Genomic DNA, 14,199 nt, shown 5'->3' on the forward strand with positions numbered 1-14,199 from the left:
CATCTTCAGAAGGGCTAGAACCAAGTGGCAGCATTGCAATGGGACCCCATCGACAGCAAGGCGGTCGACACCGCACGGATCCTCGCCGCGGACGCGGTCGAGAAGGTCGGAAACGGTCACCCCGGCACCGCCATGAGCCTGGCCCCGGCGGCCTACCTCCTCTTCCAGAAGGTCATGCGCCGCGACCCGTCCGACAGCACCTGGATCGGTCGCGACCGGTTCATCCTCTCGGTGGGCCACAGCTCGCTGACGCAGTACACGCAGTTCTTCCTCGGCGGCTACGGCCTCGAGATCGAGGACCTCCAGGCCCTCCGCACGTGGGACTCCAAGACCCCGGGCCACCCGGAGTACGGCCACACCGACGGCGTCGAGATCACCACCGGCCCGCTCGGCCAGGGCCTCGCCTCCTCCGTCGGCTTCGCCTACGCCGCCCGTTACGAGCGCGGCCTGTTCGACCCGGAGACCCCGGCGGGCGAGAGCCCCTTCGACCACTTCGTGTACGTCATCGCCGGCGACGGCGACATGCAGGAGGGCATCACCTCCGAGGCGTCCTCGCTCGCGGGGCACCAGGAGCTCGGCAACCTCATCGCGATCTACGACAGCAACCAGATCTCGATCGAGGACGACACGGACATCGCCTTCACCGAGGACGTGGCCGCGCGCTACGAGTCCTACGGCTGGCACGTGCAGCACGTGGACTGGAAGAAGAGCGGCGAGTACGTCGAGGACGTCCAGGAGCTGTTCGACGCCGTCGAGGCCGCCAAGGCCGAGACGCGCAAGCCCTCGCTCATCATCCTCAAGACGATCATCGGCTGGCCGTCCCCGAAGAAGCAGAACTCCGGCAAGATCCACGGCTCCGCCCTGGGCGCCGAGGAGCTCGCGGCCGTCAAGCAGATCGTCGGCTTCGACCCCGAGAAGAGCTTCGAGGTGCCTGACGGCGTCCTCGAGCACACGCGCCAGGCCGTCGAGCGCGGCCAGGAGCAGCACCGCGAGTGGGAGGAGAAGCTCGCCGCGTGGGCCGAGGCGAACCCCGAGCGCAAGACGCTGCTCGACCGCGTCCTCGCCGGCGACGCCCCCGAGGGCCTCGACGACGCGCTCCCCGTGTTCCCCGCGGGCAAGGACGTCTCGACGCGCGCCGCGTCCGGCAAGGTCATCAACGCCATCGCCGAGGTCATGCCCGAGCTGTGGGGCGGCTCCGCCGACCTCGCCGAGTCGAACAACACGACCATCGAGTCCGCGCCGTCCTTCGTCCCCGCCGAGCGCTCCACCGACATGTGGAAGGGCGACCCCTACGGCCGCGTCCTCCACTTCGGCATCCGCGAGCACGCGATGGGCGCGATCCTCAACGGCATCGTCCTCCACGGCAACACGCGCCCCTTCGGCGGCACGTTCCTCATCTTCAGCGACTACATGCGCCCGGCGGTCCGTCTCGCCGCGCTCATGAAGGCGCCGTCGATCTTCGTCTGGACGCACGACTCCGTCGCGCTCGGCGGCGACGGGCCGACCCACCAGCCGGTGGAGCAGCTCGCCAGCCTCCGCGCCATCCCGGGCCTCGACGTCATCCGCCCCGCGGACGCCAACGAGACCGCCCAGGCGTGGAAGACGATCCTGACGCGTCGCATGGGACCCGCGGGTCTCGCGCTGTCGCGCCAGAACCTGCCCGTCGTCGAGCGCGGCACGGGCGACGCGACGGCCACCGAGTACGCCTCGGCCGCCGGCGTCGCGAAGGGCGCCTACGTCCTCGCCGACACCGAGGGCACGCCCGACGTGATCCTCATCGCCACGGGCTCCGAGGTCCAGTTCGCGCTGGAGGCCCGCGAGGCCCTCGCCGCGGAGGGCGTCCAGGCCCGCGTCGTCAGCGCCCCGAGCCTCGAGTGGTTCGAGGAGCAGGACGCGGCCTACAAGGAGCACGTGCTCCCCGAGGCGGTCGCCGCGCGCGTCTCCGTCGAGGCGGGCATCTCGCTCTCCTGGAAGCAGTACGTCGGGCACCACGGACGCAGCATCTCGATCGAGCACTTCGGCGCCAGCGCCGAGTACGAGGTCCTGTACCGCGAGTTCGGCATCACCACGGAGGCCGTCGTGAAGGCGGCCAAGGAGTCCATCGCCTCCCTCTAGAAGCTGACGAGGAGCGGGGCGGCCGAGCTGCTCCGCTCCCCACCGGCCCGCCCCGACCCGCTCGCCTCGACGAGGCCCCCGGGTCGGGTACACGTGAGGGGCGCGCGTGCGCGCCCCTCCCCCAGAACCTCACAACCAGCATGGAGAAGGCAACATGACCGACACCACATCCCCCACCGCGCAGCTCTCCGCCGCCGGCGTCAGCATCTGGCTCGACGACCTGTCCCGCGAGCGCATCGACGCCAAGGGCATCGAGAAGGTGATCGCCGACCGCGACGTCGTCGGCATCACCACCAACCCCACCATCTTCGCGTCGGCCCTCGCCAAGGGCGAGGCGTACGACGCCCAGGTCCGCGAGCTCGCGGCCGACGGCGCCGACGTCGACCGCGCGGTCTTCGAGATCACCACCCGCGACGTCGGCGAGGCCGCGCGCATCTTCCGCCCCGTCTACGACCGCACCGCCGGCTTCGACGGCCGCGTCTCCATCGAGGTCTCCCCCGACTTCGCGAACGACACGCAGGCGACCATCGACGAGGCCCACAAGCTGTGGGACAAGATCGCCGAGCCCAACGTCATGATCAAGATCCCCGCGACCCGCGAGGGCCTCGAGGCGATCACCGAGGTCATCGGCGCCGGCATCAGCGTCAACGTGACCCTGATCTTCTCGCTCGAGCGCTACCGCGAGGTCATCAACGCGTACCTCACCGGCCTCGAGAAGGCGAAGGCGGCGGGCATCGACCTGTCGACCATCCACTCGGTCGCGTCCTTCTTCGTGTCGCGCGTCGACACCGAGATCGACAAGCGCCTCGACGCGCTCGGCACCGAGCAGGCCACGGCGCTCAAGAGCAAGGCCGGCGTCGCCAACGCGCAGCTCGCCTACCAGGCCTTCGAGCAGTCCTTCGCGTCCGAGCGGGCCCAGGGCCTCCTCGGCGCCGGCGCCAACAAGCAGCGCCCCCTCTGGGCCTCGACGGGCGTCAAGAGCCCCGACCTGCCCGACACGCTCTACGTGACGCAGCTCGTCGCGGCCGACGTCGTCAACACGATGCCGGAGAAGACGCTCGACGCGACCGCCGACCACGGCGTCATCGAGGGCGACACCATCACGGGCTCCTACGACGCCGCGAACGCGATCCTCAACGAGGTCGACTCGCTCGGCATCTCCTACAAGGAGGTCACCGAGCTCCTCGAGAAGGAGGGCGTCGAGAAGTTCAAGGTGTCGTGGAGCGAGCTCATCGAGACCGTCACGAACGCCCTGGACGGCGCCAAGTGAGCGTCCGCATCGCGCTGAGCGGCGCGGCGGCCACGGCCGTCGAGACCCACGTGCCCGCGCTCGTCGAGGCGCACGTCGCCTCCGGCATCACGGGCCTCGACGGCAGCCTCTGGGGCCCGGACGCCGAGTCCGAGGCCACGAAGCGCCTCGGCTGGACGCAGGCGGTCTCCGTCTCGCGCCCGCTCGTCGCCGAGATCGAGGCGCTCCGCGAGGAGCTCCGCGGCGAGGGCGTCGACCACGTCGTCCTCGGCGGCATGGGCGGATCCTCGCTCGCTCCCGAGGTCATCACCCGCACCGCGGGCGTCGAGCTCACGGTCCTCGACTCGACCGACCCCGGCCAGGTCCTCGCCGCACTCGGCGACCGCCTCGCCACCACGGTCGTGGTCATCTCGTCGAAGTCGGGCTCCACGCTCGAGACCGACAGCCAGAAGCGCGTCTACGAGAAGTCGTTCCGCGAGGCGGGAATCGACCCGACCCGCCGCATCGTCATCGTCACCGACCCCGGCTCCCCGCTCGACGAGTCGGCCCGCGCCGACGGCTACCGCGTCTTCAACGCGGACCCCGACGTGGGCGGCCGCTACAGCGCGCTGACCGCGTTCGGCCTCGTGCCGTCCGGCCTCGCCGGCGCAGACATCTCCGGGCTGCTCGACGAGGCGGAGGCCGCGTCCGCGCAGCTCGCCGTCGACGACGTGTCGAACCCGGGTCTCGTGCTCGGCGCCGCGATCGCCGGCACCTCGCCGCTGAAGGACAAGCTCGGCATCGTCTCCGACGGCACGCACATCGTGGGCTTCGGCGACTGGGTCGAGCAGCTCATCGCGGAGTCGACCGGCAAGCTCGGCACGGGCCTGCTGCCCGTCGTGCTGCCGACCGACGCCCCCGAGCTCTCGCTCGGCCTCGCCGACCTGCAGATCGCACGGCTCGTCGCCGACGCCGACGCGCACGACGCCGCCGAGGGCGAGATCGTCATCAGCGGCACGCTGGGCGCGCAGATCCTCACGTGGGAGTACGCCGTCGCCGTCGCGGGACGCCTGCTCGAGATCAACCCGTTCGACCAGCCCGACGTGGAGGCCGCCAAGGTCGCCGCGCGCGGACTGCTGGACGACCGCCCCGCCCCCGAGGCCCCCGTCGTCACGACGGACGGCATCGAGGTCCGCGGCACGAGCGACGTCACCGACGGCGCGACCGACGTGTCCTCGGCGATCGACGCCCTGCTCGCGCAGGTCGGCCCCACGGGCTACGTCGCCGTCCAGGCCTTCGTCGACCGCCTCGCGCTCCCCGAGCTCGAGCGCCTCCGCGACGCCGTGGCCCGCAAGGCCGGCCGTCCCGTCACGTTCGGCTGGGGTCCCCGGTTCCTGCACTCCACGGGGCAGTTCCACAAGGGCGGCACCCCCGTCGGCGTGTTTCTGCAGATCACCGCGGACGCCGCGTCGGACCTCGAGATCCCGGACCGCCCCTTCACCTTCGGCGAGCTCATCCAGGCGCAGGCCGCCGGCGACGCCACCGTGCTCGCCGAGCACGGTCGTCCCGTCCTGCGACTGAACCTAACCGACCCCACCACGGACGCCCGGGCTCTGCTCTCGACGCTCGAATGACCGCATCGCCGGATCCGTCCGGCAGATCGAGGAGTTACATGTCGCCGGTGGATATCACCCCGGAATTCAATCCACTGCGGATCCCGTCAGACCGACGGCTGAACCGCATCGCGGGGCCGAGCAGCCTCATCATCTTCGGCGTGACGGGTGACCTGTCGCGCAAGAAGCTGATGCCGGCCGTCTACGACCTCGCCAACCGGGGGCTCCTGCCCCCCGGCTTCGCGCTCATCGGCTTCGCCCGGAGGGACTGGGAGGACCAGGACTTCGAGCAGGTCGTGTACGAGGCCGTCAAGCAGTACTCGCGCACCAAGTTCGACGAGGACGTCTGGCGCCAGCTGGCGCAGGGCATCCGCTTCGTGCAGGGCACCTTCGACGACGACGAGGCGTTCCAGACGCTGAAGGACATCACGGAGGAGCTCGACCGCGAGCGGGGCACGATGGGGAACCACGCGTTCTACCTGTCGATCCCGCCGAAGTCCTTCCCGCTGGTCACCGAGCAGCTCCGCCGCTCGGGCCTCGCGGAGCAGAAGGAGGGCCACTGGCGCCGCGTCGTCATCGAGAAGCCCTTCGGGAGCGACCTCAAGACGGCCCGCGAGCTCAACGCGGTCGTCGAGACGGTCTTCCCGCCGGACTCGGTGTTCCGCATCGACCACTACCTGGGCAAGGAGACGGTCCAGAACATCCTGGCGCTGCGCTTCGCGAACCAGCTCTACGAGCCCCTGTGGAACGCGAACTACGTCGACCACGTGCAGATCACCATGGCCGAGGACATCGGCGTGGGCGGCCGTGCCGGCTACTACGACGGCATCGGCGCGGCCCGCGACGTGATCCAGAACCACCTCCTGCAGCTCCTCGCCCTCACGGCCATGGAGGAGCCCGTCGCGTTCGACGCGTCGAGCCTCCGGGACGAGAAGGAGAAGGTGCTCTCGGCGGTGCGCCTGCCGAAGGACCTGTCCACCGCCACCGCCCGTGGGCAGTACGCCGGCGGATGGCAGGGCGGCGAGGAGGTCGTGGGCTTCCTCGACGAGGACGGCATGGACCCCGAGTCCCTGACCGAGACCTACGCGGCCATGCGGCTCGACATCAACACGCGCCGCTGGGCCGGCGTGCCGTTCTACCTGCGGGCGGGCAAGCGCCTCGGCCGCCGTGTGACGGAGATCGCGGTCGTGTTCAAGCGCGCCCCGCAGAACCTGTTCGCGGAGGACCAGACCTCGGCCCTCGGGCAGAACGCGCTCGTCATCCGGGTGCAGCCCGACGAGGGCGTCACCATCCGCTTCGGCTCCAAGGTGCCGGGCGCGGGGATGCAGGTGCGCGACGTCACCATGGACTTCGGCTACGGCCACGCCTTCACCGAGGCGAGCCCCGAGGCGTACGAGCGGCTCATCCTCGATGTGCTCCTCGGCGACCCGCCGCTCTTCCCCCGTCACCAGGAGGTCGAGCTGAGCTGGAAGATCCTGGACCCCATCGAAGAATTCTGGCGCACGCAGGGCCAGCCCGAGCAGTACCGTCCGGGCACCTGGGGGCCGGCCTCGGCCGACGAGCTCCTCGCCCGCGACGGACGGACCTGGAGGCGGCCATGAGAGTCGATCTGCCGAACACCACCACCGCCAAGATCTCGAAGGCGCTCGTCAAGATCCGCGAGGAGGGCGGCGCGGTCGCCCTCGGCCGCGTCCTGACGCTCGTCATCTCCACCACGCTGGGTAGCGAGGAGGAGGCCATCGAGGCCGCCAACGACGCGTCGCGCGAGCACCCGATGCGCGTCATCGTGATCTCGACGGAGCGCGGCGCCGCACGGGAGACGACCACCGAGTCGGCTCGCGTCGACGCCGAGATCCGCGTGGGCGGCGACGCCGGCGCGAGCGAGGTCGTCGTGCTCCGCGTGTACGGCGCGGCCGCCGAGGACGAGGAGAGCCTGGTCACGGGCCTGCTCCTCCCCGACGCGCCCGTCGTCGCCTGGTGGCCGCACGACGCCCCCGCGGTCGTCAGCCAGTCGCCGCTCGGCCGCATCGCCCAGCGGCGCATCACGGACTCGTCCACGAGCAGCAACCCCCGCGTGGCGCTGCAGCACCTGGCCGAGACCTACGCCCCCGGCGACACGGACTTCGCCTGGACGCGCCTCACGCTGTGGCGGGCCCTGCTCGCGGCGGTGCTCGACCAGCCGCCGTACGAGCCCGTCACGCAGGTGGAGGTGTCCGGCGCCGCCGACTCCCCCTCCACCGTGCTCCTTGCCGCGTGGCTGGGGCTGCAGCTGCAGGTCCCCGTGCTGCACGAGGTCACCACGCGGGCCACCGGCTCCAGCGGCATCCACGGCGTGCGGCTCCACCGCGCGTCGGGCGTGATCGACCTCGACCGGCCGATCGCGAACGTGGCGACGCTCAAGCAGCCGAACCAGCCCACGCACGACGTGAGCCTCCCGCGCCGGAGCCTCCGCGACTGCCTGGCCGAGGAGCTGCGGCGCCTGGACCCGGACTCCCTCTACGGGGACGTGATCCGTCACGGACTCGAGCGGTCCACCGCGGGCCAGGGCTACATCACCGCGTCCACCACCGCAGGGAAGGACTCGGCCGACCGATGACGAACGACCGCAGGGTGCTCGTGCACCCCGACAAGAAGGCCATGACCGGCTCCGTCGCCGCGCGCTTCCTCACGAAGCTCGTGGACATCCTGGACGAGGAGGAGACGGCCAACGTCGTCCTCACCGGGGGGACGGTGGGTCCGAGCATCCTCGCGGCCGTGAACGAGTCCGCGGCGCGCGACAGCGTCGACTGGACCCGCGTCCACTTCTGGTTCGGCGACGAGCGCTGGCTCCCGCAGGGCGACCCCGAGCGCAACGACACCACGGTGCGCGAGGCGCTGCTCGACCACATCGACCTGCCCGCCGAGAACGTCCACGCCATGGGCGCGAGCGACGCGGGGCTCAGCCTCGACGAGGCCGTGGCGGCGTACACGGCGGAGCTCGCCGAGCACGCCAACGGCGAGACCGCCCTCCCCCGGTTCGACATCACGTTCCTGGGCGTCGGGCCGGACGGGCACGTCGCATCGCTGTTCCCGGACAGCGAGGGCATCCGCACGATGGACGCCGCGGTGATCGGCGTGCGCAACTCGCCGAAGCCGCCGGCGGAGCGCATCTCGCTGACGCTGCCGGTGCTCAACTCGTCGCTCCGGATCTGGATGGTGCTCGCCGGTCCGGACAAGGCCTTCGCGCTGGGCCTCGCCCTCGCGGGAGCGGACCGCACCGAGGTGCCCGTCGCGGGCATCAAGGGCCGCAAGCGGACGGTGTTCTTCATCGACCGCGAGGCCGCGGCGGACGTGCCGGAGAACCTCATGCTGTCGTCCTACTGACGACGCGGCCGGTTCCCCCGGCCGATGCGATCACGGGCGGGTCTCCTCGGAGGCCCGCCCGTCGTCGTCGCCGCCCGTCGTCGTCGCCGCCAGTGGAATGCAGAACGCCCCCGTCCGATGGACGGGGGCGTTCGACGTGGTGCGCTGGGCCTACTTCGTGGCCTTCACGGTGCCGCGGCGGGCGCGGAGCTGCTCCAGCGCCTCCTCGAGGAGCTGGCTCGCCTCCTCCTCGCTGCGACGCTCCTTCACGTACGCGAGGTGCGTCTTGTACGGCTCGAGCTTGGCGACCGACGGCGGGTTGGCCTTGTCGCGCCCGGCCGGGAGACCCGACTGCGGGGAGTCGATGGTCTCGGGGATCTCCTCCTCGGGCAGGTTCGCCGCGAAGTGGCGGACGGTCTCGTTGCCGAGGGCGTCCCAGTACGAAATCGAGATGCGCTCCGCGTGGAAGCCGCGGTCCTGCTCGCCCATGGGGCCCGCGCCGACGCGCGAACCGCGGATGGCGCTTCCTCCTGATGCCATGTGGCTGCTCCCTACAATCCGGTGTCGAACTTGGTGATCAGCCCGAGGACCACGATGCACGTGACCCAGACGAGGCCGAGGATGACGGTGATGCGGTTCAGGTTCCGCTCGGCGACGCCCGACGAGCCGAGGCTCGACGTGGTGCCGCCGCCGAACATGTCGGAGAGACCGCCGCCCCGCCCCTTGTGGAGCAGGATGAGCATGGTCAGCAGGAGGCTGGTGATTCCCAGAACCACCTGCAGGACTACCTGGAGGATTTCCACGTGCGGCCTTTCGGGTGCGGTGCTGTGGCCGAGTCGACCGGTGGACGGCCGATGGGCCGTTGTCGATTATAGCGGGCGCCTGGACGCGGGGAGCCGCCCGCGCCCGGATGGACGCGAGCGGCTCGGGGACGCCGGTGGATCAGACCCCGACGTGGGAGCGGAACCGCACGATGGCGGAGAACTCCTGCACGTCCAGGCTGGCGCCGCCGACGAGCGCGCCGTCGACGTCGGGCTCCCGGAGGAAGCCCGCGATGTTGCCGGACTTCACGGATCCGCCGTAGAGGATCCGCGTCGCCTGGGCCGCCTCGTCGCCGAGCAGCTCCGCGACGACGGCGCGGAGGGGCGCCGCGACCTGCTGCGCCTGCTCGGGCGTCGCGGCCGTGCCGGATCCGATGGCCCAGACGGGCTCGTAGGCGACGACGACGTCGGCGCCCTTCGGCAGGCCCTGGAGCGCGACCCGGAGCTGGGCCACGGGGACGGCGCTCGCGCCGTGCTCCTCGAGGTCGGCCGCGGTCTCGCCCACGCAGATCACGGGCACGATGCCGTGCTGCACCGCGGCCGCCGACTTCGCGGCCACCTGCTCGTCGGTCTCCCCGTGCAGCGTGCGCCGCTCGGAGTGGCCGACGATGACGTACCGGCAGGCGAGCTGCGCGAGGAACGTGGCCGAGATCTCGCCCGTGTACGCGCCGGACTCCTGCGCCGACACGTCCTGCGCGCCGTACGCGATCTCCAGCTTGTCGGCCGTGACCAGCGTCTGCACGCTGCGGATGTCGGTGAAGGGCGGGAACACCGCCACCTCCGCGTCCGTCGCCTCGTGCTTGGCGTCCTTGAGGCTCCAGGCGAGCTTCTGCACGAACGCGATGGCCTGGAGGTGGTCCAGGTTCATCTTCCAGTTGCCCGCGATGAGGGGCGTGCGCCCCTGCGGGCGATCGGTCACTGCCATCCGAGGACCTCCAGTCCCGGCAGGCGCTTCCCCTCGAGGAACTCGAGGCTCGCGCCGCCTCCGGTCGAGATGTGACCGAAGCGGTCATCATCGAATCCGAGCGCGCGGACGGCCGCGGCGCTGTCGCCGCCGCCGACCACGGACAGCCCCTCGACGCGCGTGAGCGCCTCGGCGACCGTCTTCGTGCCGGCCGCGAACGGCTCCAGCTCGAAGACGCCCATGGGGCCGTTCCAGAACACCGTCGTGGAGCCGCGGATGATCGTCGCGAACGCGTCGGCGGTCTCGGGGCCGATGTCGAGCCCGAGCCCCTTCGCGCCCGCGGGCGTCTCCTCGATCGCGTCGGCCCGCGTCACCTCGTGGGCGGCGTCGGCGGAGAACCCGTCGGCGACGACCACGTCGGTGGGGAGCACGATCTTCACGCCGCGCTCCTCCGCCTCAGCCAGGTAGCCCTTGACGGTCTCGACCTGGTCCTCCTCGAGGAGGCTCGCGCCCACCTCGTGGCCCTGGGCCCTGAGGAACGTGAAGAGCATCCCACCGCCGATGAGCAGCGAGTCGACGCGCGGGAGCAGGTGGCCGATGACGCCGAGCTTGTCCGACACCTTGGATCCGCCGAGCACGACGGTGTACGGCCGCTCCGGGTTCTCCGTCAGGCGGTCGAGGACCTCGAGCTCGCTGGCGATGAGCGACCCGGCGGCGCTGGGGAGCGCCGACGCGAGCTCGAACACGCTGGCCTGCTTGCGGTGCACGACGCCGAAGCCGTCGGACACGAAGGCATCCCCGAGCTCGGCGATGGACTCCGCGAAGCCGCGGCGGACGGCCTCGTCCTTGCTCGTCTCCTCCGCGTGGAAGCGGAGGTTCTCGAGCACGACGACCTCGCCGTCGCCGAGGGCCTCGACGGCCGCACGCGCGGAGTCGCCCACGGTGTCGGTCGCGAAGGCCACGTCGGCGCCCAGCAGCTCGCCGAGGCGGGCCGCGACGGGACGCAGGCTGTACTTCTCGTCGGGCGTGCCGTCGGGGCGGCCGAGGTGCGAGATGACGACGACGCGGGCCCCGGCCTCGCGGAGACCCGAGAGGGTCCCCAGCGAGGCGCGGATGCGCCCGTCGTCGCCGATCACGCCGTCCTTCAGGGGGACGTTGAGGTCGCAGCGCACGATGACGCGGCGTCCCCGGAGATCCCCCAGGGAGTCGATGGTGCGGAGTGCCACGGCCGGTTACAGGCGGTCGGCGACGTACTCGGTGAGGTCGACGAGGCGGTTGGAGTAGCCCCACTCGTTGTCGTACCACGACGCGACCTTGACCTGCGAGCCGATGACCTTGGTGAGGCCGGCGTCGAAGATCGAGGAGTGCGGGTCGTTGACGATGTCGCTCGAGACGATCGGGTCCTCGGTGTACTTGAGGATGCCCTTGAGGGGGCCCTCGGCCGCGGCCTTGTAGGCGGCGTTGACCTGCTCGACCGTGACGTTCGCCGTGGTCTCGATGGTGAGGTCCGTGATCGAGCCGGTGGGCACGGGCACGCGGAGGGCGTAGCCGTCGAGCTTGCCGACGAGCTCCGGGATGACGAGGCCGAGCGCCTTGGCGGCACCCGTCGACGTCGGGATGATGTTGACCGCGGCGGCACGGGCGCGACGCAGGTCGCTGTGCGGGCCGTCCTGCAGGTTCTGGTCGGCCGTGTACGCGTGGACCGTGGTCATCAGGCCGCGCTCGATGCCGAACTCGTCGAGGAAGACCTTGGCGAGGGGCGCGAGGCAGTTCGTGGTGCAGGACGCGTTGGAGATGACGTCGTGGGTGGCGGGGTCGTAGGTGCCCTCGTTGACGCCGAGGACCAGGGTCGCGACGTTGTCGCCCGTGGCGGGCGCGGAGACGAGGACCTTCTTGGCGCCGGCGGTGATGTGCTTGCGCGCGTCCTCCGCCTTCGTGAAGCGGCCCGTGGACTCGATGACGATCTCGACGCCCAGCTCGCCCCAGGGGAGGTTCGCGGGGTCGCGCTCCTCGAGGACGCGGATGGCCTTGCCGTTGACGACGATGTTGTCGCCGTCGAGCTCGACGGTCGCGTCGAGGCGGCCCGTGATGGAGTCGTACTTGAGCAGGTGCGCGAGCGCCTTGTTGTCGGTGAGGTCGTTGACGGCGACGATCTCGATGTCGCTGCCCTTGGCGAGCGCGGCGCGGAAGTAGTTGCGGCCGATGCGGCCGAAGCCGTTGATGCCGATCTTGACGGTCACGTGTTCTCCTGGTGTTCTGCGCGCTCGGGGGCGGCGGTGGGTGAGGGAGGTCGGGGTCTTCGGGGAGCCGGGGCGTGCGGATCCGCGGGCGGCCGGGGTCTCCCCGCCGACCGCCCGCGGATGCGGCTACGAGAGGAGGAAGAGGCCCTGCGTCTTGGTGCGGGTCGCCTCGAAGCGCGCCTGGACGTCGGCCCAGTTGACGATGTTCCAGAACGCCTTGACGTAGTCGGCCTTAACGTTGACGTAGTCGAGGTAGAACGCGTGCTCCCACATGTCGAGCAGCAGGATCGGGACGGTCGCCGCGGCGAGGTTGCCCTGGTGGTCGTAGAGCTGCTCGATGATGAGCTTCTCGCCGAGGGAGTCCCACGCGAGGATGCTCCAGCCGGAGCCCTGGATGCCGAGGGCGGAGGCGGTGAAGTGCGCCTGGAACTTCTCGTACGAGCCGAAGAACTCGTCGATGGCCGCGGCCAGCTCGCCGGTGGGCTTGTCGCCGCCGTCCGGGCTGAGGTTGTTCCAGAAGACCGTGTGGTTGACGTGGCCCGCGAGGTTGAACGCGAGGTCCTTCTGCAGCTTGTTGACGAAGGTCAGGTCGCCGGCGTCGCGCGCCTCCTGCAGCTTGACGAGGGCGGTGTTCGCGCCGTCGACGTACGTCTTGTGGTGCTTGTCGTGGTGCAGCTCCATGATGCGGCCGCTGATGCTCGGCTCGAGGGCCGAGTAGTCGTACGGGAGGTCGACGAGAGTGTAGTCAGCCATAGGTGTATCTCCTCTTCATTGCCCGGGGGCTCCCGGCCAGAGGCCGGGGGTGGGTGACGGGTCGAGTCTAGTCCGGCGGCCCTCCGCGCCACCTGGCCGGATGACGTCCGGCGTCCGGCGGATCACCCCCGCTCCCGTGCGCGGGAGGCGGCGTCCCCTCGCCGGAGCGGCGGCGTCCGGCGACGCGGCTCAGACGTCGTCGAGGTCCGCGGGGAGGTTCGCGTCGGTGCCGGGCAGACCCTCGTCGACGGCCTTCTTGTCGGCCATGGCGAGCAGCCGGCGGATGCGGCCCGCGACGGCGTCCTTCGTCATGGGCGGGTCGGCGTGGTGCCCGAGCTCGTCGAGGCTGGAGTCGCGGAAGCGGAGGCGGAGGTCGCCCGCGTACTTGAGGTGGTCCGGGATGTCCGGGCCGAGGATCTCCATGGCGCGCTCGACGCGCGCGCAGGCGGCGACGGCGGCCTGCGCGGAGCGGCGGAGGTTGGCGTCGTCGAAGTTGACGAGCCGGTTGGCGGTGGCGCGGACCTCGCGGCGCTGGCGCATCTCCTCCCAGTTGAGGACGGTGCCCTGCGCGCCCATGACGCGGAGCATCTGGCCGATGGCGTCGCCGTCGCGGATCACGACGCGGTGCACCCCGCGGACCTCGCGGGCCTTGGCGCTGACGTCGAGGCGGCCGGCGGCGCCGACGAGCGCCATGGCGGCCTCGTTGCCCGGGCAGGTGACCTCGAGGGCGGCGGAGCGCCCCGGATCCGTGAGGGTGCCGGCGGCAAGGAACGCGCCGCGCCAGACGGCCGCGATCTCCTCGCGCGAGCCCGTCGTGAGGCGGTTCGGCAGGCCGCGGATGGGGCGGCGGCGGGCGTCGAGCAGGCCGGTCTGGCGGGCGAGCGTCTCGCCGCCCTCCATCACGCGGACCAGGTAGTGCGTGGCGCGGCGCATGCCGGAGGCCGGGACCACCGAGATGTCGCTGCGGACGCCGTACAGCTCGGCCAGGTCCTTGCGAACGCGACGGGCCAGCAGCGGGGTGTCGAGCTCGGACTCCACCGCGATGCGGTTGGAGATGAGGTGCAGACCGCCGGAGAAGCGCAGGATCGTGGCCAGCTCGGCGGCCCTCACCGTGGTCTTGCTGACCTCGACGCGTGACAGTTCTTCCTTGACGTCCGAGGTCAGAGGCAAATGCTTACTCCCT

The 14,199-nt window shown here is 71.1% G+C and carries 13 protein-coding genes; 6 read left to right on the top strand and 7 right to left on the bottom strand.

All coding sequences use genetic code 11. The annotated features are described in order from the left end of the window. Nucleotides 1-24 precede the first annotated feature (24 nt). From tkt to pgl, 6 genes are all read left to right on the top strand, one after another. Nucleotides 25-2,115 carry a transketolase gene (gene tkt, locus FGG90_RS04910; protein WP_094129764.1) on the top strand — a complete coding sequence of 697 codons (2,091 nt, stop codon included), beginning with the start codon at nucleotides 25-27 and terminating at the stop codon, nucleotides 2,113-2,115. A gap of 154 nt (nucleotides 2,116-2,269) precedes the next feature. Further along, entirely contained in the window at nucleotides 2,270-3,385 is a 1,116-nt protein-coding gene (tal, locus tag FGG90_RS04915; RefSeq protein WP_094129761.1) for a transaldolase, read from the top strand. Then, entirely contained in the window at nucleotides 3,382-4,977 is a 1,596-nt protein-coding gene (locus FGG90_RS04920) for a glucose-6-phosphate isomerase (RefSeq protein WP_094129758.1), read from the top strand. Before tal ends, FGG90_RS04920 begins: the two co-directional genes overlap by 4 nt. 38 nt (nucleotides 4,978-5,015) lie before the next feature. Further along, on the top strand, nucleotides 5,016-6,557 hold the full coding sequence (gene zwf / locus FGG90_RS04925; protein ID WP_063071793.1) for a glucose-6-phosphate dehydrogenase: 1,542 nt from the start codon (nucleotides 5,016-5,018) through the stop codon (nucleotides 6,555-6,557). Further along, nucleotides 6,554-7,552, top strand: a complete 999-nt coding sequence (locus tag FGG90_RS04930; protein ID WP_094129756.1) for a glucose-6-phosphate dehydrogenase assembly protein OpcA — start codon at nucleotides 6,554-6,556, stop codon at nucleotides 7,550-7,552. The genes zwf and FGG90_RS04930 overlap by 4 nt, the downstream gene beginning before the upstream one ends. Then, nucleotides 7,549-8,319, top strand: coding sequence for a 6-phosphogluconolactonase (gene pgl / locus FGG90_RS04935; protein ID WP_094129753.1), 771 nt, complete (start codon nucleotides 7,549-7,551; stop codon nucleotides 8,317-8,319). Before FGG90_RS04930 ends, pgl begins: the two co-directional genes overlap by 4 nt. Nucleotides 8,320-8,469: 150 nt before the next feature. Here the strand turns inward: pgl and FGG90_RS04940 are convergent, their stop codons facing one another. The 7 genes from FGG90_RS04940 to whiA all read right to left on the bottom strand — a co-directional run bounded on the left by FGG90_RS04940 (nucleotide 8,470) and on the right by whiA (nucleotide 14,186). Further along, nucleotides 8,470-8,838 (bottom strand): RNA polymerase-binding protein RbpA, encoded by a 369-nt coding sequence (locus FGG90_RS04940; RefSeq protein WP_053774592.1) that lies wholly within the window; start codon nucleotides 8,836-8,838, stop codon nucleotides 8,470-8,472. Between the two features lie 11 nt (nucleotides 8,839-8,849). Further along, entirely contained in the window at nucleotides 8,850-9,101 is a 252-nt protein-coding gene (secG, locus tag FGG90_RS04945; RefSeq protein WP_012038429.1) for a preprotein translocase subunit SecG, read from the bottom strand. A gap of 139 nt (nucleotides 9,102-9,240) precedes the next feature. Beyond that, nucleotides 9,241-10,044 carry a triose-phosphate isomerase gene (gene tpiA / locus FGG90_RS04950; RefSeq protein WP_094129750.1) on the bottom strand — a complete coding sequence of 268 codons (804 nt, stop codon included), beginning with the start codon at nucleotides 10,042-10,044 and terminating at the stop codon, nucleotides 9,241-9,243. Then, complete coding sequence (locus tag FGG90_RS04955) at nucleotides 10,035-11,249, bottom strand: phosphoglycerate kinase (RefSeq protein ID WP_094129747.1); 1,215 nt, start codon at nucleotides 11,247-11,249, stop codon at nucleotides 10,035-10,037. The genes tpiA and FGG90_RS04955 overlap by 10 nt, the downstream gene beginning before the upstream one ends. A gap of 6 nt (nucleotides 11,250-11,255) precedes the next feature. Further along, complete coding sequence (gene gap, locus FGG90_RS04960) at nucleotides 11,256-12,263, bottom strand: type I glyceraldehyde-3-phosphate dehydrogenase (RefSeq protein ID WP_043669585.1); 1,008 nt, start codon at nucleotides 12,261-12,263, stop codon at nucleotides 11,256-11,258. Nucleotides 12,264-12,389: 126 nt separating this feature from the next. Continuing rightward, on the bottom strand, nucleotides 12,390-13,016 hold the full coding sequence (locus FGG90_RS04965) for a superoxide dismutase (RefSeq protein WP_063071787.1): 627 nt from the start codon (nucleotides 13,014-13,016) through the stop codon (nucleotides 12,390-12,392). A gap of 189 nt (nucleotides 13,017-13,205) precedes the next feature. Then, nucleotides 13,206-14,186 carry a DNA-binding protein WhiA gene (whiA, locus tag FGG90_RS04970; RefSeq protein ID WP_086517561.1) on the bottom strand — a complete coding sequence of 327 codons (981 nt, stop codon included), beginning with the start codon at nucleotides 14,184-14,186 and terminating at the stop codon, nucleotides 13,206-13,208. Between the last annotated feature and the right edge of the window lie 13 nt (nucleotides 14,187-14,199).

The organism is Clavibacter michiganensis subsp. tessellarius (genome assembly GCF_021922985.1).
GTDB lineage: Bacteria > Actinomycetota > Actinomycetes > Actinomycetales > Microbacteriaceae > Clavibacter > Clavibacter tessellarius.